The sequence below is a fragment of the Mycobacterium sp. NGS19 genome (assembly GCF_059813155.1).
Genome location: NZ_JCALEB010000006.1, coordinates 214,903 through 237,266, shown reverse-complemented (window position 1 = coordinate 237,266; position 22,364 = coordinate 214,903). Strand labels below are relative to the sequence as shown.

Below are 22,364 nucleotides of genomic sequence, written 5' to 3'. Positions count from 1 at the left end.
GAATGCCGCTGCAGGACGAACGTGACGGGCGCCCCGTCAGCAAGGACCAGATCCGTGCTGTGGTGGCCGCTCATCTGGACTTCTCCGGCGACATCGCCGATGACGACGATCTGATCCAGTTGGGGCTGAACTCCATCCGGATGATGGCGCTGGCGGGCCGATGGCGCAAACAGGGAGCCGACGTCACCTTCGCCCAACTTGCGGCGAACCCCACCATCGCAGCGTGGCACGAGATGCTGCGTGGGCACGAACTCGCAAGCGACACAAGATTTTTGCCTTCACCGACGACGGACCCCGACGAGGCGCCGTTCCCGTTGGCCACCATGCAGCACGCGTACTGGATCGGCCGCCAGGCCGAACAGGAGCTCGGCGGCGTCGCGGCCCACCTGTACGTCGAATTCGACGGTGCCGGGGTGGATCCCGCGCGTCTGGAGCGTGCGGTGGCCGAGCTCGTCGCCGTACATCCGATGCTGCGCACCCGATTCCTGGCCGACGGCACCCAGCAGACAATGCCGGCGCCGGGGCGGCCGGTGTTCAGTGTCGTCGATCTGCGCGGCCGGCCGGCGGACGTGGTCGACGCGACGCTGATGCAAATGCGCGACGCCAGAACGCACCAGCGCTTGGCCATCGTGCAGGGCCAAGTCATCGACGTCACGGTGACGCGCTACGGCCAGGACCGCACCCGACTGCACCTCGACGTCGACATGCTGGCGGGCGACGCGATGAGCTACCGCGTCTTGGTGTCCGACCTCGCCGCGGCGTATCGCGGCACCGCACTGCGCGCGCCCGGCTACAGCTTTCGCCGCTACCGCACGGAACGCCCGGACGACAGCGCTGCACGGGAGCGCGACAAGCGCTGGTGGCAGCAGCGGCTGGCCGACATGCCCACCGCGCCGCAGCTTCCCACGGTTCCGGCCGGCCAGCGCACGGCGCCGCATCGCACCGTCCGCTACCACCACTGGCTGGCACCGCACGCCAAGGACAGCCTGGTGACCGGCGCCCACGCGCGTGGAATCACGCCGGCGATGGCCTTGGCCGCGGTGTTCGCCGACACCATCGGCGGCTGGTCGGCCCAGGACAGGTTCCTGCTGAATGTGCCGCTGTTTCAGCGGGAAGCGGTGCACCCGGACATCGACCGGGTGATCGGCGACTTCACGTCGTCGGTCATGCTCGAAGTCGACGTCGCCGACGACGTATCGGTGGCCGAGCGGGCCCGCGCCATCCAGCGCCAGATGTACGAAAACGGTTCTCACGCAGCATATTCCGGCCTCGAAGTACTGCGTGACCTCGGGCGGCACCGCGGCGAGCCGGTGCTCGCGCCGGTGGTGTTCACCAGCGCCCTGGATCTGGGCGAGCTTTTCGCCGACGACGTCGTCGAGACGTTCGGCGAGCCGGTGTGGATCATCTCGCAAGGGCCGCAGGTGCTGCTGGACGCCCAGGTAACCGAGCTGCGCGGCGGTCTGCTGGTCAACTGGGACGTCCGCGAGTCGGCGTTTCCGGCTCGCGTGATCGACACCATGTTCGCCAGCTTCACCGAGGCCGTCCAGCGGCTGTGCGCGGGCGACGCCGGATGGGACGCCGAAGCGGCGGTGCGGCTGCCCAGCGCACAGGCCAGAAGGCGCGCCGCAGTCAACGCGACGGAGGGTCCGGTCAGCGGCCGGTGCCTGCATCAGGGCTTCTTCGAGCATGCTGCGTCCACACCCGAAGCACCGGCGGTGGTCTGGGGGTTGGGGGACGCGACTGGGGGATGGAACTACCGCGAACTGGCACAGCGCGCGCTGGCGGTCGCGGGGGCTCTGCGACACCAAGGTGTGCGGCCGGGCGATGCGGTCGCGGTGTACCTGCCCAAAGGCAAGGAGCAGATGCTGGCCGTGCTCGGGGTGCTCGCCGCCGGAGCCACCTACGTGCCCATCGGTTTCGACCAACCCGCTGGGCGGCGTGCCGCGATCTTGCAGACCGCCGACGTCGTGGCCGCGGTGACCGTCGACGGCGCACAGCTGGGCGGCTCCGTGCCGTGCCTGTCGATCGACACGGCTCGTGACTATCCGCAGCCGCTGGCGACGCCGGTGTTCGGTGACACCGCCGACATCGCGTACGTGATCTTCACGTCCGGCTCGACTGGACTACCCAAGGGCGTCGACGTGCCACACCGGGCGGCGATGAACACCATCGACGCCGTGAACCACTGGTTCACGGTGGGCAGCACCGACCGCGTCCTTGCGTTGTCAGCTCTCGAATTCGACGCGTCGGTCTACGACATCTTCGGCATGTTCTCAGTAGGCGGCTCGGTGGTCGCGGTCGACGCCGACCAGCGCGCGGCCGCGACCACGTGGGTGGATCTGCTTCGGCGGCACAAGGTTTCGATCCTCAACTGCGTACCTAGCATGCTGGACATGATCTTGGAGCTCGGCGGTGATCGCCTCGGGGATTCGCTGCGGGCGGTGACGCTCGGCGGCGACTGGGTGAGCGCCGATCTGGCCCGCCGACTGGCCAAGCAAGTGCCCGGATGCCGGTTCGCCGGGTTGGGCGGAGCTACCGAGACGGCGATCCATCACACCATCTGTGAAGTAGGGGGAAACCCGCCCGCACACTGGACCACGGTGCCGTTCGGTGTTCCGCTGCGCAACGTGCGGTGCCGGGTGGTGTCGCCGTCAGGCCGCGACTGCCCGGACTGGGTGCCCGGCGAACTATGGGTCGGCGGCGCGAATGTCGCAGCCGGGTACCGCAATGACCCCGAACGGACTGCCGCTCGCTTCGTGGAATACGACGGCGTTCGCTGGTACCGGACCGGTGACACGGCCCGTTACTGGCCCGACGGCACCATCGAGTTCTTGGGCCGCTCCGACAACCAGGTGCAGATCCGCGGGTACCGGGTGGAGCTCGGCGAAGTGGAGAACGCGCTTCGTACCGTGCCGGGCGTGCGCCATGCCGTCGCGGCAGTAATCGGGCGTACTGCGCCCAAGCTCGTCGCCGCGGTAACCGGTGACCCGGACCAGGCGGGCGACGTCGCAGCGGCCGTCGCCGACCTGCTGCCGACGTACATGATTCCGGCCCGCACGGTATTCCTCGAGCGAATGCCGTTGACTGCCAACGGCAAACTGGATCGCCGCGCGGTGGCAGCGCTGCTGGAGAACGGCGACCCGGAGCCCGAAGACAGCGGACCGCGCAACGATGTGGAGGCCGCGCTCGCGACGATTGTCGCCGAGGCGCTGGGCACCGAATCCGTCGGCGTCCACGCCGATTTCTTCGCCGCAGGAGGCGACTCGGTGTTGGCCACCGCCGTCATCGCCCGAGTGCGTGACTGGCTCGACGTTGAGCATGCTGTGGTCGCCGACGTGTTCGCCACCCGCACCGTCGCGGGCTTGGCGGAACGGCTGTCCGCCCGCGAAGCGCAGCGCGGCACGCCCGAGCGCCTTGGCGCGATCGCGCGCCACTACCTCGACGTGGCCTCGCTGACCGACGAAGAGGTGCTCGCCGAGCGATGAAACCCGTTGTTCCCTAATCCATTCGACGCGAGGCGCGACTAACGACTACCAGAGGACCAACATGAGCAGAGGCTTGCAAGGAGCGCTGGTTCGCGGCTTCGGCGGGAAAGACCACGTCGCGACCCTGCTGAAGACCGAACGGGTCGCACCGCACTGTCTGCGGTTGACCATGTCGTCGCCGACACTGTTCGACGACGTCACGGTGGCGCCCACCGCGTGGCTGCGGTTCTGGTTCCCCGATCCCGCCGGTGGCACCACCGAACATCAGCGCGCCTACACGATCGTCTGGGCCGATCCGCACGCCGGCCGGTTCGCGGTGGACGTCGTTCTGCACGAGCCGGCCGGACCGGCGTGCATATGGGCGTCGAACGCGCGGCCGGAAATGACCGTGCCGGTGGTGTCGCTGGGCTCGTCGCGGTTCGAGGTTCCCGACGAACTGCCCGCCGGTTTTCTGCTGATCGGCGATGCGGCGTCGCTGCCCGCGATCAACTCGATTCTCGACGTGCTACCGCCCGAGGTCGACGTCGAGGTGTATCTCGAAAAACATTGCGCCGAAGACGAACTCATCCCGATCGCTGACCATCCGCGGTGCCGACTGCACTGGGTGTCTCGAGTCGACGAGACGTCTCTTGCGGCCGCGATCGAAGACCGAGATTGGTCGGACTGGTACGCATGGGCCGGAACCGAAGCCGGCTCGCTGAAACATCTGCGCAAGCGGCTACGCGACACGTTCGGTTTCCCCAAGAGCGATTTGCACGCCCAGGCCTACTGGACGCACGGCCGTGCGATGGGCAGCAGGCGCGGCGAGGCCGATACCGCAGCAGTGACTACGCCACCCAGGACAGCGGAGAAGGGGACAGCGGAGAAGGGGGAGCCGAGCCGGCCGCCCGCCCGCAGGGGCCGATGGCGTTCGCAAGCGGCCAAGGAACTGCTGGCCCCGCTCAAGCCGCAGTTGATCGCCAGCGGCGTTCTGCAGGCATTGATCACGCTGCTCGAACTGGCGCCGTTCGTCGTGCTCGTCGAGCTGGCTCGGCTACTGCTAGCCGGTGCCGACGAGGCGCGGGTGTGGAACACTGTCACGGCGTTCGTGGTGCTGCTCGGCGTCAGCGCGGTGCTCGGCGCGGCCCTCATCCTGTGGCTGCATCTGGTCGACCTGCGGTTCAGCGCGGCGGTGCGGCGGCGGCTGGTGGACAAGCTGGCCCGGCTGCCGCTGGGGTGGTTCACGCAGCGCGGCTCCGGTGCGGTCAAGAAACTCATCCAAGACGACACCCTGGCGCTGCATTACCTTGTCACTCATGCGGTTTCGGATGCGGTAGCCGCGATGGTGGCACCGGTGGCCGTGCTGGTGTACCTGTTCGTTGTCGACTGGCGCCTGGCACTCGTGCTGCTGGTGCCGATCTTGGTGTACATCGTCACCACCGCGACCATGGTGTACCAGAGCGGCCCGAAGATGGCGCAGGCGACGCGCTGGGCCGAACGGATGAACGACGAGGCAGCGGCGTTTCTCGAGGGCCAGCCGGTGATCCGGGTGTTCGGCGGAGCCGCAGCGTCACCGTTCCGGCGAAGCCTCGACGAGTACATCGCTTTCCTGAACGCCTGGCAGCGCCCGTTCATCGGGAAGAAGACGTTCATGGACATCGTCACCCGCCCCGCGACGTTCCTCTGGCTGATCGCCGCCGCCGGCACGCTGTTCGTCGCCGGTGGTGTCATGCAGCCCGCGACCCTGCTGCCGTTCCTGGTACTGGGCACCACGTTCGGCAGCCGCCTGCTGGGTATCGCATACGGGCTGGGCGGCCTGCGTGACGGGCTCGACGCTGCCCGGCGCATCGCCAACACGCTCGACGAGACGGAACTGACCACCTACGGCGAGACAAAACCCGCTCCGCCACCCGAAACCCGCTCCGGCAGTGTGCAATTCGACGCCGTCAGCTTCGGCTACCGCCCGGGCGTACCGGTAATTCACGACGTGTCACTGACCCTGCGGCCTGCAACGGTGACAGCGCTGGTGGGTCCGTCGGGATCAGGGAAGTCGACGCTGGCGTCACTGCTCGCGCGTTTCCACGACGTCGACGCCGGCGCGATCCGCATCGACGGCCGCGACATCCGGTCGCTGAGCGCCGACGAGCTCTACAGGCTCGTCGGGTTCGTCTTCCAGGACGTGCAGCTGGTGGCCGGCACCGTCCGCGACAACATCGCGTTGGCCGTGCCGGACGCGAGTGCCGCCGACATCGAAGCGGCTGCTGTGGAGGCGCAGATCCATGAGCGGATCCTGCGTCTTCCGCACGGATATGACACCGTGCTGGGTGCCGGCACTGCGCTTTCGGGAGGGGAGCGCCAGCGGTTGACCATTGCGCGTGCCCTGCTCGCCGACACCCCGATCTTGGTGCTGGACGAGGCGACAGCGTTCGCCGACCCGCAATCGGAATATCTTGTGCAGAAAGCACTCGGCCGACTGATCCGCAATCGGACCGTACTGGTGATCGCGCACCGCCTGCACACGATCACCCAGGCCGACCAGATCGTCGTCCTCGACCACGGCCGGGTGGTCGAGACGGGCACCCACCGTGAACTTCTCGAGGCGCACGGCCGGTACCGGCGTCTCTGGGAGAGCCGACTCGAAACCGTCGCCGCAACGTCCGGCGTCCTGACCGGAGAGGCCGCCCGATGATCGCCAACCTGATCCGGTTGATTCCCCCTCAGTACCGTGCCCATCTCGGCGGCTATGTGGTGCTGTCGGTGATCTCGGTCGTGCTGCGGGCGGCAAGTGCACTGTTACTGGTGCCGCTTGTGGTGAGCCTTTTCGGGTCGGCGCCGGCCGACGCGCTGCCCTGGCTCGCGGCGTTGACCGCGACCACCGCGGCTGGATGGGTCGTCGATACGGTATTGGCGCGCATCGGTTTCCGGATCGGCTTTGCGTTGGTGGACACCACCCAGCATGCAATGGCGGACCGGCTCACCGAGACTCCGCTGTGGTGGTTCACGGCCGACAACACCGCGCTGACCCGGCAGGCCATCGCCGCCAGCGGTCCAGACCTTGTCGGGTTGGTCGCCTATCTGCTCACCCCGTTCCTCGGCGCGCTGTTGCTGCCGGTGGCGATCACCGCGGGATTGTTCTTGTTCTCGTGGCAGCTGGGTGTCGCGGCGGCGATCGCCCTGCCGGTGCTTTTCGGTGCGCTTGTGGGCAGTCAACGGATCGTGCGTGCCGCAGACGCCGCGGATGCGCGCGCCCACAGTGCGCTGACCGAACGCATTCTGGAGTTCGCCCGCACCCAGCAGGCGTTGCGCGCCAGCCGGCGGGTGACCGCCGCGCGCAGCGAAACGGGCCAAGCCATCACTGCGGCGCAGGGAACCACGTTGCGGCTGCTGCTTTTTCAGATCCCCGGGCAGCTGCTGTTCAGCATCGCCAGCCAAGTAGGTCTGATCCTGCTTGCCGGCACGATCACGACGCTGGCGTTGCGCGGTGAGATCGGAGCACCCGAAGCCGTGGCGCTGGCGATCGTCATGGTGCGGTTCCTCGAGCCGTTCACCGTGCTGGCCGAGCTGTCCACTGCCATCGAATCCTCGCGTGGTCTCCTCGCGCGGCTGCGCGCCGTCGTCTCCGCGCCGCGTGCGCCATCCGCAGAAGGGTCTACGCCCCGGATTGGCCAATCGCGTCCTCCGCGAATCGAATTCCGGGATGTCAGCTTCGGCTACCGCGGATCCGGGGGACAGGTCCTCCGCGAGGTGAACTTCACCCTCGAACCCGGCACCACCACCGCGATTGTCGGCCCCTCCGGGTCGGGAAAGACCACGGTGCTGTTCCTCATCGCCGGGCTGCTCACCCCGGACTCCGGGCAGATTCTGGTCGACGGGGTGGACGTGACGGAGCTGGATGCCGAGTCGCGCCGGGCATTGGTCAGCATGGTGTTTCAGCATCCGTACCTCTTCGACGGGCCGATCTGGGACAACGTGCAAGTGGGGAATCCAGACGCCACCGACGAGCAGATTCGCGCCGCGATGGCCCTGGCCCGGGTCGACCAGATCGTCGAGCGGCTGCCCGACGGCGTGCACACCCGCGTCGGCGAGGCCGGCGCAGCGCTGTCCGGTGGCGAACGTCAACGCGTGAGCATCGCCCGGGCACTGGTGAAACCGTCAGGTTTGTTGCTGGTCGACGAGGGTACCAGCGCGTTGGACACCGAAAACGAGAAGCTGATCGTCGACGCGATCAAAGACGACCCCCAGAACCGCACCCGGGTGATGATCGCGCATCGCCTCGCCGCGATCCGGCACGCCGACCACGTGCTGTTCGTCGACGACGGCGTGATCGTCGAGCAAGGCACCATCGAGGAACTCACCGCACTCGGTGGGCGGTTCGCCGAGTTCTGGCGCCACCAGCAGGACAGCGCCGGCTGGCGGATCGCCGCACAATAGCCGAGCGCCGGGCCGCTAACCGGATGCGGCGGGCTGGCGCGCCGAGGATGCAACGGCCGGCAAGCGAAGGTCCGGCAGCAGCCCGGCGGCCGGATCTGCCGCTCTGCCAACGAGTTCCGTCGATGCGGGATGCAGTCTTTCCAGCGCGGCCCGATGGTCGCCGACGCGAGGGACGATGCCCGCGACGGGCGCCTTTCGGGCGGGCTTGTCGGCCGACAACAACGCAGCGCTCACCGACATCGCCGGGCGCCGCGGGTTGCCGGTCAGCTCCACCACGGTCCACGCCTGCAGCGCCGGCGCCGCCCAGATGTCCGACAGTGTGTCCGCCACCGCGGTGTCGACGTTCACGTCGTAGGCGGCGACAAAGCCGCGGTCCACCCGCACGCCACGCCAGTGCTCGCTCACCGGGGCGGGCCACGCAATATCCGACGCGCGCACCGCCTGCACCTGCCAACCGAGTTCGCGGAGATGATCGGCGAGACGACGCTGCACCACGTGCGCGGTCTCGTGCAGCGGCAGGTGCGCGCCGCGGGCCAGCAATGCGGTCAGGTTGTCCGCGGCCCCGACGGTCAGGCTGACCCACGACAGACGTTCGGGGACAACGGTTGTCACCCGCACTGCGGCACACTTGATGCCATAGCGGTCCAGATAGCCGGCGAGGGTCTGCAGCGGAAACAGCTCGCCCGGACCCGAGCCGACCTGCAGCACCACGGTGCTCTTCACGTCAGTGGCCTTCACGTCGGTGGCCAAAGCGTCGCCGTGGGCCCGCGTCGACGCCCGGGTACGGCGCAGTTTGCGGCCGATCAGCGCGATCCAGCGGCGTACGAGCGTGGACAGCGGCACCTTGTGCCACGCGCCGAGAAGCGCAACGAGCACCACGGCCAACGCACCGACCCACCACCAGTCGGACGGCTGCCAACGCCACACCGCGGCGACCAGAAGAGTTATTGCCAAGGCAGATAATGCGATCCGCCATGTGCCCGCCCGCGCCGGGTCCCGGAATCTCACTTCGTATCCACCTTCCGTCGGGCGGCCAGCGCCGCCGCCACCATCACGACCGCCAACACACCGACTCCCGAGAACGCGAGAATGCGCGGCATCGGGTCGGCCGGCTGCGGCTCGACCGGCGGCGGGATATGCCCCACGGGGGGCTGCGCCGGCGCCGGCGGCGGCAGCTTCCACGTCAACGCCGCCACCGGATCGACCACTCCGGCGCCCACCAGATTCGACGGCGAGCGCGACGCGTTGTTCGCGGTCCGCACCAAGCGGTCCACCACCTGGGCGGCGCTCAGTTCCGGGTAGCGGCTGCGCACCAAAGCGGCCACGCCCGAAACATATGCGGCCGCATAGCTCGTGCCGTCGATCGGCACCATCCGGTCATTCGGGGCGGGGAACCCGTTGGCCAGCCCGCCGGACGGGTCGTTGCTCACCGACACGATGCCCTCGCCGGGACCGGCCAAACCCACCCACGGCCCGGCCATCGTGAAGCGCGACGGAAGCCCGGACGGCGCTACCGAACCCACCGACAGCACGTACGGCTGCCACCACGACGGTACCGACACCGACGTCACGCCGGCCCAGTTGCGCGGATCGTCGGGGCGGCTGACGTCGGTGAGCGGGTTCGGTTCGCAACCCCCAACCCCGACCGCGTTTCCCGCCGCTGCGACGATCACGGCATCCTTTTCGACCGCCGCGTAACGCAGGGCCGCGCCCAGTGAGCTCTGCTCGATGTTCTTGTTCACCGGAAGGCATGTCACCACCGACACGTTGATCACGCGGGCACCGCGGTCGGCGGCGAACACCACCGCGCGCGCCAGCGTGTCGATGTCGACGGCCGCCCTCGCCACCGCCGGATCCTGTCCGGGTGCCTGCGGTGCGTACTGCGCCGACGTCTGCCGGATCGACAGCAGCCTTGCGGCGGGCGCAACACCGGTGAACCCGTCAACTCCGGGCTGGCCGGCGATGATCCCGGCCACCGCGGTGCCGTGGCCGTCGCAGTCGGTCAGACCGTCGGTCGCCGCGACATAGTCACCACCGGGCTCGACGTTCGGCAGTCGCGGGCCGGGTTTCACACCGGTGTCGATCACCGCCACCGTCTGCCCCTCACCCCGCGAAAACTGCCATGCCGCAGACAGATTCAGCACCGACTGGCTGCGCGTGGCAGCGGCCGGATCGGTCCCCGGCATGACTCCGCTGACCATGCACTCAGCGCGCTGCACCATGCCCGACGGCGACGGATTCGGGTTGGGCGGAAGCGCCGCGCCGTCGGCAACCGGGGGAGTGATCGCTGCGGCCGACGGACACGCAACGAGCAGCGCGCAGGCGGTGGCCGCGCCCGCCCGCGTTGCGGGCCAGAAGGCGAAGCTCACCGGTTCAAGACCCAGTCGAAGATGCCGACCACGTACGCCATGACGGGGAGCAGAGACGCGTCGATCGCCGCGGCCAGGAACCCGACCGCCCGCCGCATCGGCAGCGAGTAGCTGTCCGGTTCACCCATCCTGGGGTTGAGCGCCACGACGATCCAAGCCAGGGCCAGCGCGGCGAGCACCCCCAGTGCAACCCCGGCCGCCATGAAGCGCTCGGCCACGGTGAATCCGACCGCCAACGCGGACGTGAGCAGAAACGGGTGGGCCAGCAGCCACGCCTTGCATGGCGCCGAATCCCACACTCGGGCCCGCAGCACGGCGCCGGCGGCAGCTGCCCCGATCACGTACCAGCCCCACGGGCCGGGCGAATCCGCGGCAATGCCAAGCGATCCGACGACAGCAAGAAGCACCGCACCGGCGATGAACCCAGTCTGGTGGGCGTCGCTGACACGTACCCGCCGAGGCAGGTCACGCAGCACCCGCAACGACGGCGGCGCCGGCGTCGGGTCGCCCGGCGCGGGGATGACGGGCAGCGGCAGCCGAGCCCAGGCGGCCGACAACTGTGCAGCCCGGACCGTCACCAGCAACGCGAACACGATCAAGCCGCAGCCGAGACTGACCGCCGACAGCTGCCACAGTGTCGCGGCCGCAGCGGCCAGCAGCACGCCGACACCGATCACGGCGGTTCCGGTGAAGAAGGCAATTGCACTGTCGCGCAGACTCATCCACACCATCGACCAAGCCGCGACGCCCGCGGCGGCAAGCATGGCGCGCGGCGCCCACTGGTCACCCGGCAGCGCCACGGCGAACGCCGCGGCGATCGGCACCAGTGCCACCGCGGCCAGATCGGCGCCCACCCGCGGTGACTTGGCCGCGGCCACCAGCGCGGCGGCCACCACGGTCGCCGCGACGGCGCCGAGTCCCGCTACCGCGACCATCTGTCCACTGGCCGTGTGCTGATAGGCGAGCAGGAAGCCGGTGGTGGCCAGGACGACTGCGAGCGCCGCGATCCGCGCCGTGTGCCTGATGTGGGGCAGTCCCCATGGCCTGCGTCGTGACTCGGAGAAGATCACGGCGGCGTCGGCCACGTCTTCGACGATGCCCGGCGCGGAAGGACCTGACGGAACGGGTTGCAGCACAAGAAGATCCCCGTCGGCCACGCCGACCGTGTCGAGTGTGGCGTCGAGGCTGTACGGTGCACCGCCGACCGGGGCGAGGCTCATGGGCTGCGCCGCACCGGTGGTGGCGCCCGGCGTGGTCAACCGATGTACCGCCGGGATGACTTCGCGCAGCGGCAGATCCGTGGGGAGCACGACGTCGACGAGTCTGGTGTCGGCCAGCACCGCCACCCGGGCGACGGACATGGCAGGCGACTCGAAGGCTTCTTGGGTTTGTGACATCAGGTTTCCTTAGCTCGTCTGGGTGCTGAATTTCCGTGTCAGCGCCACGTCGGGGAACCAGCGGCCCTCCGGCAGGGTGGCGGTCAACCGGTCGATGGCCAGCGCGATGGCCATGGTGGTGCCCGGCGCGAACGTCGACACCCACTGGCCGTCGGCCGCACGCTCGGGGCTGACCAGGATGCGCCCTACGGTGCTGTCCACGATGCCGACACCCACCTCCGATGTGGCGTGCCTGCCGTCACGGCGCGCCCCGGCGACGATCTCGACATAGCTGCGCGGTCCGCTGTACACCGCTTGCACCGCCGGCCGCGCTGCGGCCGGGACGCCGAGAAAGTCCAACAGCTCAGCGACTTTCGCGCCTGACCTCAGTTGCTCGTCGGCGCGAGCGCCCACCCGCGCCGGCAGCGCGAACTCGGGAAAGCTAGCCGGCCGTCGTCCGCTCAGGCCGGCGGCCACGATCGGCACCAGCGCCAGCGGATGGTCGACGGCCATCGCGGTGAACGTGACGAGCTGCGCGTTGCGCAGCGCGACCACGGTGTCGTCGCCCCGGCGCCCGACGAAGCCGCGCAAGACGTCGGCACGAAAAGGCCCGACGTAGCGCAGCTCCAGCCACTGTTCGCAGTAACAGACCGTCCGGATCCATTGCGCTACTTGAGGATTGACCGCTCCGGCCGCTGACATCACACCCAGCTTGGTGAGCGCTTCGCGTTGCGTCTGCTCGAAACTCGCGCGTTCGCTGCGGTCGGCATACGGCGGCGTGATCCCCAGCACCCACGGAAGGCTCCCGGCCCCGGTCGCGTCAGCGATGAACCAGGCCTGGTCGACGGTGAGTTCGACAGCGTTAGGCGACGGCGGCACCTAACCACCCCATTTGGCGCCTTCGGCGTTGTCCCGGGCGTTCATCGACATCGTGTTCATCTCGTGGGTGGAGGCCATCGCGTGGTAGGCGCGGACCAACTCTTCGGCCGCCTGGTTCCACTGCGTTTGCCAGGCCTGATAGCTCATGCCGGTGTCGCCCTGCCAGGCGCCGGCCAGCGCGGCCTGCTCGCTGGCGATGTCGGCCGCGACTGCTCCTAATGCGCCTGCGTAGGTGTTCATTTCGCCCGCGTGGGCCAGCATCGCGGGGTAGTTGTACATGATCTGTGACATCAGAGTTCCTTCCTCGGATCGGTGTCGGCTCAGAAGCCGGTGTAGCGGCTGGCGGCGGCGGCGTCCTCGGCGACGTAGGTGCTGCTGGCGTCGGCGAGATTGGCCTGGGCGATGTCAAGCAGGGTGTTCACCTTGGCGGCGGCTTCGACGAATCGTGCGTGCGCGGCCTGAAACGCCGCCGACGACTCACCGACGTGGAAGGCCTGCGCCGACATCGCGGCCTGTTCGGCCTGCGAGATGGTGCTGCGCATCAGCGCGGCCTTGGCCCCGAACACGGATTCGGAAGCCACCAGTTGGGGGATGTGAGCATCCAAGAGGCTCATTCGGTTTCCTTTCTGTCGATTTCTTCGGTGGGTTTTTCGGTGTCGTACTCCCAGGTGCTGGGCATCATCGGCATCGTCGGACCATTGCCGAACATGTCACCGGCCAGCGTGGTCAAACCGGTTGCGGCGGCGCCGGCCTTGCCCGCGGTTCCGGCGAAGCCGATGGGGCCGGCGCCGCGCTGTGACGCCGCGGCGACCGGCTGCGGGGGCGCGGGTTCGTCGCTGCCGCCATCCATGTCCATGTATTCGTCGCGGTGTCCGCGTTCCCTCAGCGCGGCGCCGCGACGCCGTCTGGCGCGCCGTTTCTCGGCCACCGACGCCGAAGCGGCCGCGGACGCCGCGGCGGGAATGTCTGCGGCCGGCGCCTTCGCGCCCGTCCTGTCGATCAGTGTCGGTCCGACACCTTCTTCCGGGTTGTCACCCCGGACGGCGTAGCCCAGGCCGTCGGCGGCTGCCGGAGCCGGCGACGACGGTGCGGCCGGCGCCGATCCGGGCGCAGGCGCGGTCGCAGGTGCTGCCCCGGGGCTCGCGACGCTGGTCGGAAGGCCGGCGGCGGCGAAGCTCGACGGCTGGTCGGCGCGCGGCGCCGACACTTGCACCGGCGGGGCGGGCGCTGCGGCCGCGGGTTCTGGTTGCGGCTGCTGCGGCAGGAGTGTGTTGGCGCCCATGGCGGCCACGGCAATCAATATCGGGAGCCAGGCCGGGGAACTCAAGATCAGCGTCCACGTCGTCCACCCGACCGGTTGGAAGAAGGCTTGGTAGCCGATCGCGAACAGCAGCGGGAACCAGTTGACGAACGCTGCCGCGGGATTGGTGAGAAAGTCGCTGAGCATTCGCCGCAGCGTTCCGATCGGGTCCTGCAGGAACTTCAGGATCTCGTCCCAGCCGGGTATCGAGTTCAGATACCGGTTCAGCCAATCGGTGATGAGGTCGCTGTTGTCCAGCGACTCGCCCGCCTCGGCTGCCCGCGCGTCGGCGGCACCCTGGCCGGCGTTGGCCGCGGCGCGACCCGCCTCGCCGACGCCTGGCGCAAGCACGGCCGGGGCGGGGGTCTCAGCCGGCAGCGACATCAACGCCGTGGTGGCCAGCGCCTGGTAGGTGGTCATCGACGTCGCCGCCTGAATCCACATCCGGACGTAGTCGGCCTCGTTCAGCGCGATCGGAATCGTGTTGATGCCAAGAAAATTGGTGGCTACCAGCACGGCATGCGTGGCATGGTTGAGCGCCAGCTCGGCCAGGGTCGGCATGGTCGCCAAGGCGGTGGTGTAGGCGGCCGCAACCGTTTCGTGTTGCGCCGCGGTGGCCGCGTGGGCCGCGCTCTGCTCGGTCAGCCATGCAAGGAATGGCGCGTGCGCCGCCACGTACTGCTCTGCGGACGGTCCCTCCCAGGCGCCGCCCTGCACGTCTGCCAGGATGGCGGTCAATTCGGCTGCCGCCGCGGCGTATTCGCCACTCAACGCTTGCCACGCCGCTGCCGCTGCCAGCAGCGGCCCAGGACCCGGCCCACTGCTCAGCAGCGCCGAGTGCACCTCGGGAGGCGACGCCATCCAGATCGGAGCGGTCATCGTCCGCCGCGGGAGAGCAGGTATGAGCCCGCGGCGTGTGCGTCACCCTCGGCATAGCTCGTGCCGGAGTCCGCGACGCCCACACCCGACCGGCCGAGTTCTTCGATGCCCTGTGCGGCGACGACGCCGTGCTGGGCGCTGTGCGCCGACAAGCCCACCGCGGCTTGCAGCGAGACCGGGTCCGCGGCCGGCGGGATGACGGCGGTGGTCACCGTCGCGGCGGCGTTGTTCGCCGCCAGCAGCCGCGCGGTCAGCGCCTCGACCGCCGCCCCGGCGGCGGCGAGCCCTTCAGGGACGACTCGCAAGGTCATGACGGGTACTCCTCTCCATGAGCGTGTCCGTGAGCGTTGCCGACAGCAGGTTCGGCGACGAGCGGATTGACCAGCTGGACGTACGTCGCAATATCGCTGTAGTCCAACAACATCGCGCGTCCGGCAGGCAGCCGCGCGAACCGGTGACCGCGGATCTTTCCCCCGTCTTGGGGGTTGCCGGACAGCATGATCGTGGTGGCCTGCAGGTCGTTGAGTCGCCGCAGCAGCGGGTTGGTCATCAGCGTGTGACCCGAGCCGGTCGCGCGGGCGGTCACGATAACCCGAAGGCCCAGATCGGCGGCCTCTGCCAGCAACCCGATCAGGCTGGTCCAGGGCCGCTGCCCGACGTACGGGCCCGCCATCGCCGGCCCGTCGGGGATCTGGTCGACGTCGTCGATGATCAGGTAATGCTTCTGCGCCGCCTGGGCTCCCGCCGACCACTCGGCGAGTTCGCGCGGGCTCAGCCCGGCAGGAGGGCGGCGCTCGGCGATCAGTGCCGACAGACCCAGCATGGCGGGCAGCACCCGGTCGATGTTGGTGGTGTACTCGTTGTCCGGGAACAGCGGCTCGTCGACGAGGTGCAGCCTGCGGTCGACGACCGTGAACGCCAGCTGGTCGGGATCGGTGTGCTCGCGCAGGGTGCGGATCACGTGCCGCAGCAACGTCGTCTTCCCCGACCTGTTGTCCCCGAACACCATCAACAGCGGGTTGGCGGCGAAGTCGAGTGCGACCGGCGACAAGTCCTGCTCTCGTTGCCCGATGACGATGCGTTCGCGTCCCGGGTACAGAGTGCCGCCGTGTGCGATCAGCTCGGCGGGCGACAGGTTGGTCGGCAGCAGCCGCACCGGCGGTGCCGACACGCCGGGATAGCGGGCGTTGATGGTGCCGATCTGGTCGAGATCCGGTGTGGCGAACAGGAAGTGCTCTGCGGCCATGGTCAAGCCGCGGCCCGGCTGGTCGTGCGGGACGCTTTCAGCGGGCCGGCGCAACGCGCCGACGACGCGCACGTTGCTGTCCTGGACGTCTTGCAGCCGCAGCTCGAGCCGCAGGCCGAGCCCGTCGCGCATGGCCAGCGGCACCTCGAGCCAGTTGGGCGTGGTGATCACCACGTGAATGCCGTACGCCAGCCCGGTGTTCACGAGCTCAGTCAGCCTGCCCAGCAAGGGGTTTCGTGTGTTGAACTGGTCGGTGTTGTCCCGGCTGAACGCATAGAGGTTGTCGACGACCAGGAAGACTTCGCCATAGCCGTCGTCGTAGCGGCGGCCGCGCGCCGCCCGGCCGCGCTGCCGGATGCGCAGCAGCTGTTCCAACTCGCCGAAGGTGCGCCGGATGCGCTCGTCGTCCCAGGCGGCTGCGACGCTGCCGACGTGCGCGAGGCCTTCGACGGACTCCAACAGGCCGCCGCCGTAGTCGATGCAGTAGAACGTGACGTCGCGCGGCGAATGCAGCGCGGCCGCCGACAGAATGAACGTGAGCAACGCGGTCGACTTACCCGATTTCGGTCCGCCGTGGATCACCACGTTGCCGGCGGCAGAAGCGGCGTCGAACACAAGGGGGTCGCGGCGCATGTGGAAGGGCCGGTCGATTTCGCCCAGGGGCCAACGCAATTGCTGCGGTTGCACGCCGCTGCGTGCCAGCACCGAGTCCAGCGGTATCGGCTCGTCGAGCGGCGGCAACCACAGCTGCGGCGCGTGCGGGCCGTAACGCGCAAGTTGATCGCCGATAACCGCGATCAGCTTGCGTGGCGGCTCAGCGACGACGTCATCGTCCTTGACGATCACGGTGTCCGGCTCACGGTCGACGGGACTGGCGGTGAACGCCTTGGGCTCGGATGCGGCGTGCACGACCACCGATCGTTGGGCGCGCGGCGGCTCGTAAATGCCGTCGACGTAGGTGCTGCGGAACTTGATCGGTGCCGCACCCGGGGCGGGGACCAGGAAGCCGACGCCCTTGTGGTCTTTGCCGGACTCGATGTGGTAGGCATCCTCGACACCGATGATCTGCCGAGAAATGCTGGGGCTGGCCACTTTCAGGCCGATCCGGTACGAGGTGTTCTTGTCGATGTCCTTGATCCTGCCGATGTCCAAGGTCTGCGAGGCGAACAGGATGTGGATGCGAAACGACCGGCCTTTGCGGGCGACGAAGTCGAACAGATCGGCGTACTCCGGATGGTCGGCCAGCATCAGGCTGAACTCGTCGGCCACCACGAACAGTGTCGGGATCGGCGGCAGTTCGTGGCCGGCGGCGATCGCGTTCTCGTACTCTGTCACCGAGCTGAATGCGCTGCCCTGAATCCGGCGCCCGGCGTCCATCAAGAGTTGTTCCCGGCGGGCGACTTCACCGCGCAGCGTGTCGGCAAAGCGATCCGCCAGAGCCTTCTTGTCGGCCATGTTGGAGATCACGGCGACAACCTGCGGGAAGTTGCGGAAGATGTCCGCGCCCGCCTCGCCCTTGAAGTCGGCGTAAATGACGATTAGCCGATCTGCGGGATGGGTTGTCAACAGCGACAACAGAATCGACATCAACGTCTGCGACTTGCCCGATCCGGTCATGCCGATCATCAGCCCGTGCGGGCCCATCCCGCCCTCGGCCTCGTCCTTGAGGTCGAAGTACAGCGGTTCACCGGATGCGGTGACACCGATCGGCACGCGCAGCTCGTCGTCGCGGCTGCGTGGCGCCCACAGCGCGGGGACGTCGAGGCGTGACGCGTCGGGAATACCGAGCAGCGTGGTGAACGTCGCGCCGCGCGTCGCCGCGGATCTGGTGTGGACGGGATTGGAGTCCCACCGTGACAGTCGGCGCGCGAGGTGGCGGGCCTCGTCGACCGACAGGCTGTCGGCCGCGTCGACGTAGGGTTGCCAGCCGTCGCTTCCCCAGCGCTCGATGGCGCCGTCGCGTACGCGCAGCACCGGTCGTTCAGGGTCGGGGTATTGGCCCTCGTACGGCGGGGTGTCGGCCAGTTCCACCACGGTGACGCCGGCCAGGCCGCTGAGCGGCACGACCGCGTCGGCTCCGTTCGGATCGTCGACGACGATCAGCAGGTGCTTGGCGGCGTCGCCCGTGGTGGTGCCGAACGGCGGGCGATCCGCCAACGCCTCTGACAGCGCGGCGGCGAGGTCTTGCGGGCGGGTGCGCAGATAGCGCGCCGGTCCGGCGCCGTCCACCTCTCCGGGTATGTCGGTGTGTGGCAACCACTTCAGCCACGACCACATTTCGTCGTCCACTCCTGGGCCGGCCATCGCGACGCCGAGCACCGAGGGGTCGTGCCAGGTGACGGCCTGGGCAATCCATGCCCGCAGCGCGGCCCGAGCGTCGTCGCCGCCGTGCAGCGTGATGCGGGCGACCTTGCGGACGTCGATGCCGACCGGGGCGTCGCGCACCGTGCGTTGAATCTCGAGCAGTCCACGCAACGTGCTGTGCGAAACCGGCTCCAGGTCCACCTCGTCGGCGGTGTCCTTGACTCGAAGCGCGGTGTCCAGCGGCACGTCGTGGCGCCCGGCGCGCACCACGAGGAAGTCAGAGTCGTACGGGTCGCGCTCCCATTGCCGACGTGTGCCTGGAACCGCTTGCAGCGCAACAGGATCCGGGTGTGACCACTCGAGGGCCGCCCGCTGCTGGGCGGCATGCGCGCGCACGTTGTCGCGCACTACCGACAGATAGCGCAAGTAGTCGGCCCGCTCGGCGTCGATCTCCTCGGTGCGGGTCTTGTTGTCGGTGCCGCGGTACAGCGCGGTCGCGGCGAGCAGCAGCACGAACGGGAAGAACAACGTCTGCGGCGTGATCAGCCGCATGCCGGTGGCCACCAGCGCGATGATCATCCCGACGATGAGCAGCACGATGAGGTACGGCAGGACCCGCCTCAGCAGCGACGGGGGGACCTGACGCGGGAGTTCAGGCGGCGGCTCGATGGTGATGGTGCCGGTCCGTGCGGTCGGCCGCGGCAGCCGCTGCTGCGCCTCGAATATCAATCTGCTCAACGGGTCTCCTGGATCCGGCGTCCGGCCTGCGCAGCGGGCGCCAAGCCGTCGTAGGCAACCAGCGCGTCGGCACGGGACAGTGTGGGACCGACGGCGAACAGCGCCAGCACCGCCGACGGAATGGGCAGCGGCGGCGGTGTCAGCCCCAGTGCTTCGACGGTTTTCGCACCGGCTTCGGTATCCAGGCCGTAGCGCACACCGGTGTCGGACACCCAGAACTGCGCGCCCGCACCCGCGATCTGGACGAAGTATCCGGTGCCGCGCGGTAACACCACCTGGTTCGCCGTTCCGCCGGCACCAGCGCTGACCAGTTCGACAGGGCGCACCGATTGGGGCAGCGGCAGCCGGGATCCGGCGAGCAGCGTCGCCACTGGCGCAGGGGTTCCGGCCGGCTGCGACCATCGCACGCACGCCACCGCGGCATCGTCGGCCTGCACCAGAGCGATCGGAGTGTCCGGATAGCGTTTGGTGTCGATCATCGTCGAGACCGGAAGCCGGGCGATTTGATCGGCATTGAGTCGCGGTGGCTGATCGAGTCCGTGAGAATCGTTGTTGCGCAACATCGCAGCCAGCACCCCGCTGACTTGTTGCAACCCGTCCGGCAACACGGCGTAGTACAGCGCTGAGCCATCCGGCGCATAGGCGCTGACCACCGCACCGATCGGTGCGGGCACCGGCATCGCGAAGGCCGGCGCTTGGCCTGAGTCCGGGATCGGAGGCACCGTCAGTGCCGGTGCCTCCGGGATCGCATTGAACAAACCTTCGCTGATCGGCCGCGCTGGGCGCACGCCGGCGCCGAAGCCCAGCGCGCTGGTCACCGCGGTGTCGGTCAAGTCGACCCGGCTGCGCCGCCCGTTCCACAGCAGCCAGGTGCCGTTTTCGGCGCCCACCAGGACGCCGTGCGCCGGCGGCAGGTCGCCGGCGCGGCCGTTACCGGGCTGGGGTGCTCCGGCGATCACGGTCACGCCGTCGCCGTCGCACACCGTCCAGTCGGCGTCGTGGCTGCGGTTCTGCACCATGCGTTCCGGCGCGCCCGGGATTCCGACCAGGTTCCCGCGCGGAAACCGGTCCAGCTCTTGGCTTTTCACCGGCTTGGGGTCGACCGGCTTTCCGGCGATCAGCCGCGCCGAGGCGAGATTGAGGACCGGATGCAGATTTTCGCCCACCCGCACGTATAGCGCCGACGTCGCGCGGTCGGCAAGCACGACGTCGTTGCCGGCGACACCGCCGGGCCGGATCCACGAGAAGATCAGGCAGCCGATCAACCCGGTGACCACCAGTAGCGCACCGGCGCCGAGAGCCCGCGACTGGCTGCGCAACGGGTCGACCAACATCCGCGCGTCGTGCAGCGCCACCCCCGAGGCGATTCGGCGCATCACGAAGCGCCATCCGGAAACCTGATGGCGAGTAACGAATCCCCGGCGATAGGAGACGTGGTCGGGGTTCTCGTTGGCCGGGGTGCGCGACGAGAACGTGCGCCGCTGCGCGTCGCTCATGCCGCCTCGGCAAGGCCAAGACCGCGTAACAACGCCGCAATCGTCGTGCGCACGTCGTCCGCAGTGATTGTCATCAGGTCGTCGTCGGTGAACTCGTCGAGGCCCGAATTGTCGAGCCGGTGCTCGCGCTCCTCTTCGGAGCGTTCGACGACGTTGCGGACGAACCGGCCGTTGCCGGCGATGTCGATCCTTCGCCGCGGCACTCCGCGGGCGTCGGGACTTTCGGTGTTGCACAGCGTGGTGAAGACGGCCAGCATCTCGTCGACGGCGGCCGGCTCGAAGACGCTGTCGCGGTTCTTCGCCATCCTCGTTGCGATTTCGACCAATTCGGCGGGGGAGTAGGACGGGAAGTCGATCGAGCGGGTGAAGCGCGACCGCAGACCCTCGTTGGTGTCGAGGAACTGGTCGAGTTCGGCGCGGTACCCCGCGACGATGACGACCAGCCGGTCGCGGTCGTTTTCCATCCGGGCCAGCAGCGTGTCGATGGCGACCAATCCGAAGTCGTTCTTGGCGCCGGTGGCCACCAGTGCGTAGGCCTCGTCGAGGAACAGCACGCCGTCGAGCGCGCTGTCGATCACTGCGTTGGTCTTGGCCTCGGTTTCACCGATGTGCTGGCCGATGAGGTCGGCGCGGTGCACTTCGCGGATGTTCTCCCGCTTCAAAAGCCCTAGGCCGCAATAGATTTTGGCCACCACGCGCGCGATGGTGGTCTTGCCCGTGCCCGGCGGCCCGGCGAACACCAAGTGGTGGGTGCGCTGCGCGACCGCCAGCCCGCGCTGTTGGCGCAGCAAGCCCATCGCGACGGAGCTTTTCAGCCGCGACACCTGGGTCTTGACCTCGTCGAGCCCGATGAACTCCCCGAGTTCGCGTTCGGCTTCGGCGAGAAGTTCAGCCTTGCGGTCGTGCGCACCTGGGTCGATGAAGTCGGCCTCGCTCGGTTCGGTCGCCGGATCCCAGGGATCGGTGCGGGCCTCGATGCGTGCGGCGGTGGTGGTGACCACGCCGTAGGTCGGGTCCGACAGCGCCTGCTCGACGTCGTGCCGCTGCGGGTGCGCGGCGTAGAGCTCGTGCAGCACGTCGTCGGCGTCCTCCGCCTGGCCGTGTCCGCGCAATGCGAGCGCCTTGGCCAGCGCGCCGTCCACGGCGGCCACCTCGACGGGTCCGGCAGGGTCTTCGAGGTAGGACAACGCGGGGGCGAACATGCCCAGCATCGCCAGCGAGGTGCCCAGCGCCACACGCACCGCGTGAGCGATCGTCGGGTCCAGATCGGCGTCGGTGACGACTGGGGTGAGCAGCGTGACGACGTCGGACCACCGGGCGGCGCGGTGGTTCACCGTGGCCGCCATCCACCGGGCTTCGATCGACTGCGGTCGGCGCTGCCGCACCTCGTCGATCAGACCCGCGGCCCGGGCGAATTCACCGCGTCCAATCAACGCCGCGGCATACGCGAGCGTGAAGTCGTCGGGCGTGCTGGCGCGCAGGTGCAGGTAGAGCCCGGTGTCGTAGCGAAACCCGAGCGTGCCTGGCGCCATGTTCACCGCGCGCTGGAGGCGACCGGCAGTGTCGCTGGTGCGCCAGATCGCCTCGAGCACACGCTCGGACGTATCGCCCGCGGCGGCCAGGCCCACCCACGCGTCGCACTGCTCGTGTGCCATCCGCGCCAGCGCGGCGAATCCTGACCGCGCTGTCGCTGGGTCGGCGGGCCGGCGCCGATCGCGGACCGGTAGGCCCAGGGCCAGGCAGCAGGTGGCGAATCGGCTGACCACCTCATCGTCGAGCCGATGGACGGCGACGTCGGACGCAGTGGTGTCCCCGCGCAACGAATCTCCTCGAATGAGCCGAATTTCGCCCAAAGTTAGCATTGCCAAACCTAACTGTCGAC

Annotated in this window: 14 protein-coding genes; 3 read left to right on the top strand and 11 right to left on the bottom strand. The window is 68.9% G+C overall.

Annotation, left to right across the window (positions count from 1 at the left end; translation table 11 throughout):
* Positions 1-2: 2 nt before the first annotated feature.
* The 3 genes from AC5Y4N_RS18400 to AC5Y4N_RS18390 all read left to right on the top strand — a co-directional run bounded on the left by AC5Y4N_RS18400 (position 3) and on the right by AC5Y4N_RS18390 (position 7,895).
* Positions 3-3,485: a non-ribosomal peptide synthetase gene (locus tag AC5Y4N_RS18400; RefSeq protein ID WP_499908464.1), complete on the top strand. Its 3,483-nt coding sequence runs from the start codon at positions 3-5 to the stop codon at positions 3,483-3,485.
* A gap of 61 nt (positions 3,486-3,546) precedes the next feature.
* A complete protein-coding gene (locus AC5Y4N_RS18395) occupies positions 3,547-6,153 on the top strand; it encodes an ABC transporter ATP-binding protein/permease (RefSeq protein ID WP_499908462.1) in 2,607 nt (868 codons plus the stop codon).
* A complete protein-coding gene (locus AC5Y4N_RS18390) occupies positions 6,150-7,895 on the top strand; it encodes an ABC transporter ATP-binding protein (protein ID WP_499908460.1) in 1,746 nt (581 codons plus the stop codon). Before AC5Y4N_RS18395 ends, AC5Y4N_RS18390 begins: the two co-directional genes overlap by 4 nt.
* A 15-nt stretch (positions 7,896-7,910) precedes the next feature.
* Here AC5Y4N_RS18390 and eccE read toward each other — a convergent pair whose 3' ends face one another.
* The 11 genes from eccE to eccA are packed head-to-tail and all read right to left on the bottom strand — an operon-like array spanning position 7,911 to position 22,302.
* Positions 7,911-8,903, bottom strand: a complete 993-nt coding sequence (gene eccE / locus AC5Y4N_RS18385; RefSeq protein WP_499908458.1) for a type VII secretion protein EccE — start codon at positions 8,901-8,903, stop codon at positions 7,911-7,913.
* Positions 8,900-10,264: a type VII secretion-associated serine protease mycosin gene (mycP, locus tag AC5Y4N_RS18380; RefSeq protein WP_499908455.1), complete on the bottom strand. Its 1,365-nt coding sequence runs from the start codon at positions 10,262-10,264 to the stop codon at positions 8,900-8,902. The genes eccE and mycP overlap by 4 nt, the downstream gene beginning before the upstream one ends.
* A complete protein-coding gene (gene eccD, locus AC5Y4N_RS18375; protein WP_499908452.1) occupies positions 10,261-11,661 on the bottom strand; it encodes a type VII secretion integral membrane protein EccD in 1,401 nt (466 codons plus the stop codon). Before eccD ends, mycP begins: the two co-directional genes overlap by 4 nt.
* Positions 11,662-11,670: 9 nt before the next feature.
* Positions 11,671-12,519, bottom strand: coding sequence for an ESX secretion-associated protein EspG (locus AC5Y4N_RS18370; RefSeq protein WP_499908450.1), 849 nt, complete (start codon positions 12,517-12,519; stop codon positions 11,671-11,673).
* The gene (locus tag AC5Y4N_RS18365) at positions 12,520-12,810 is read right to left on the bottom strand and encodes a WXG100 family type VII secretion target (RefSeq protein WP_499908448.1); all 291 of its coding nucleotides are present in this window, start codon (positions 12,808-12,810) and stop codon (positions 12,520-12,522) included.
* Positions 12,811-12,839: 29 nt separating this feature from the next.
* Positions 12,840-13,133 carry a type VII secretion protein EsxS gene (locus AC5Y4N_RS18360; RefSeq protein ID WP_499908446.1) on the bottom strand — a complete coding sequence of 98 codons (294 nt, stop codon included), beginning with the start codon at positions 13,131-13,133 and terminating at the stop codon, positions 12,840-12,842.
* Positions 13,130-14,698: a PPE domain-containing protein gene (locus AC5Y4N_RS18355; RefSeq protein ID WP_499908444.1), complete on the bottom strand. Its 1,569-nt coding sequence runs from the start codon at positions 14,696-14,698 to the stop codon at positions 13,130-13,132. The genes AC5Y4N_RS18360 and AC5Y4N_RS18355 overlap by 4 nt, the downstream gene beginning before the upstream one ends.
* Positions 14,695-15,009 (bottom strand): PE family protein, encoded by a 315-nt coding sequence (locus AC5Y4N_RS18350; protein ID WP_499908442.1) that lies wholly within the window; start codon positions 15,007-15,009, stop codon positions 14,695-14,697. The genes AC5Y4N_RS18355 and AC5Y4N_RS18350 overlap by 4 nt, the downstream gene beginning before the upstream one ends.
* Positions 15,006-18,986, bottom strand: a complete 3,981-nt coding sequence (gene eccCa, locus AC5Y4N_RS18345; RefSeq protein WP_499908439.1) for a type VII secretion protein EccCa — start codon at positions 18,984-18,986, stop codon at positions 15,006-15,008. Before eccCa ends, AC5Y4N_RS18350 begins: the two co-directional genes overlap by 4 nt.
* The gene (gene eccB, locus AC5Y4N_RS18340) at positions 18,983-20,482 is read right to left on the bottom strand and encodes a type VII secretion protein EccB (RefSeq protein ID WP_499908436.1); all 1,500 of its coding nucleotides are present in this window, start codon (positions 20,480-20,482) and stop codon (positions 18,983-18,985) included. The genes eccCa and eccB overlap by 4 nt, the downstream gene beginning before the upstream one ends.
* Entirely contained in the window at positions 20,479-22,302 is a 1,824-nt protein-coding gene (gene eccA, locus AC5Y4N_RS18335; RefSeq protein ID WP_499908433.1) for a type VII secretion AAA-ATPase EccA, read from the bottom strand. Before eccA ends, eccB begins: the two co-directional genes overlap by 4 nt.
* Positions 22,303-22,364 lie beyond the last annotated feature (62 nt).

Excerpts from the sequence above, each read along its gene's own strand:
- eccD (WP_499908452.1), bottom strand. The coding sequence starts at position 11,661 with ATGTCACAAACCCAAGAAGCCTTCGAGTCGCCTGCCATGTCCGTCGCC.
- AC5Y4N_RS18395 (WP_499908462.1), top strand. The coding sequence starts at position 3,547 with ATGAGCAGAGGCTTGCAAGGAGCGCTGGTTCGCGGCTTCGGCGGGAAA.
- AC5Y4N_RS18400 (WP_499908464.1), top strand. The coding sequence starts at position 3 with ATGCCGCTGCAGGACGAACGTGACGGGCGCCCCGTCAGCAAGGACCAG.
- AC5Y4N_RS18355 (WP_499908444.1), bottom strand. The coding sequence starts at position 14,698 with ATGACCGCTCCGATCTGGATGGCGTCGCCTCCCGAGGTGCACTCGGCG.
- eccB (WP_499908436.1), bottom strand. The coding sequence starts at position 20,482 with ATGAGCGACGCGCAGCGGCGCACGTTCTCGTCGCGCACCCCGGCCAAC.
- AC5Y4N_RS18390 (WP_499908460.1), top strand. The coding sequence starts at position 6,150 with ATGATCGCCAACCTGATCCGGTTGATTCCCCCTCAGTACCGTGCCCAT.
- AC5Y4N_RS18350 (WP_499908442.1), bottom strand. The coding sequence starts at position 15,009 with ATGACCTTGCGAGTCGTCCCTGAAGGGCTCGCCGCCGCCGGGGCGGCG.
- AC5Y4N_RS18360 (WP_499908446.1), bottom strand. The coding sequence starts at position 13,133 with ATGAGCCTCTTGGATGCTCACATCCCCCAACTGGTGGCTTCCGAATCC.
- AC5Y4N_RS18365 (WP_499908448.1), bottom strand. The coding sequence starts at position 12,810 with ATGTCACAGATCATGTACAACTACCCCGCGATGCTGGCCCACGCGGGC.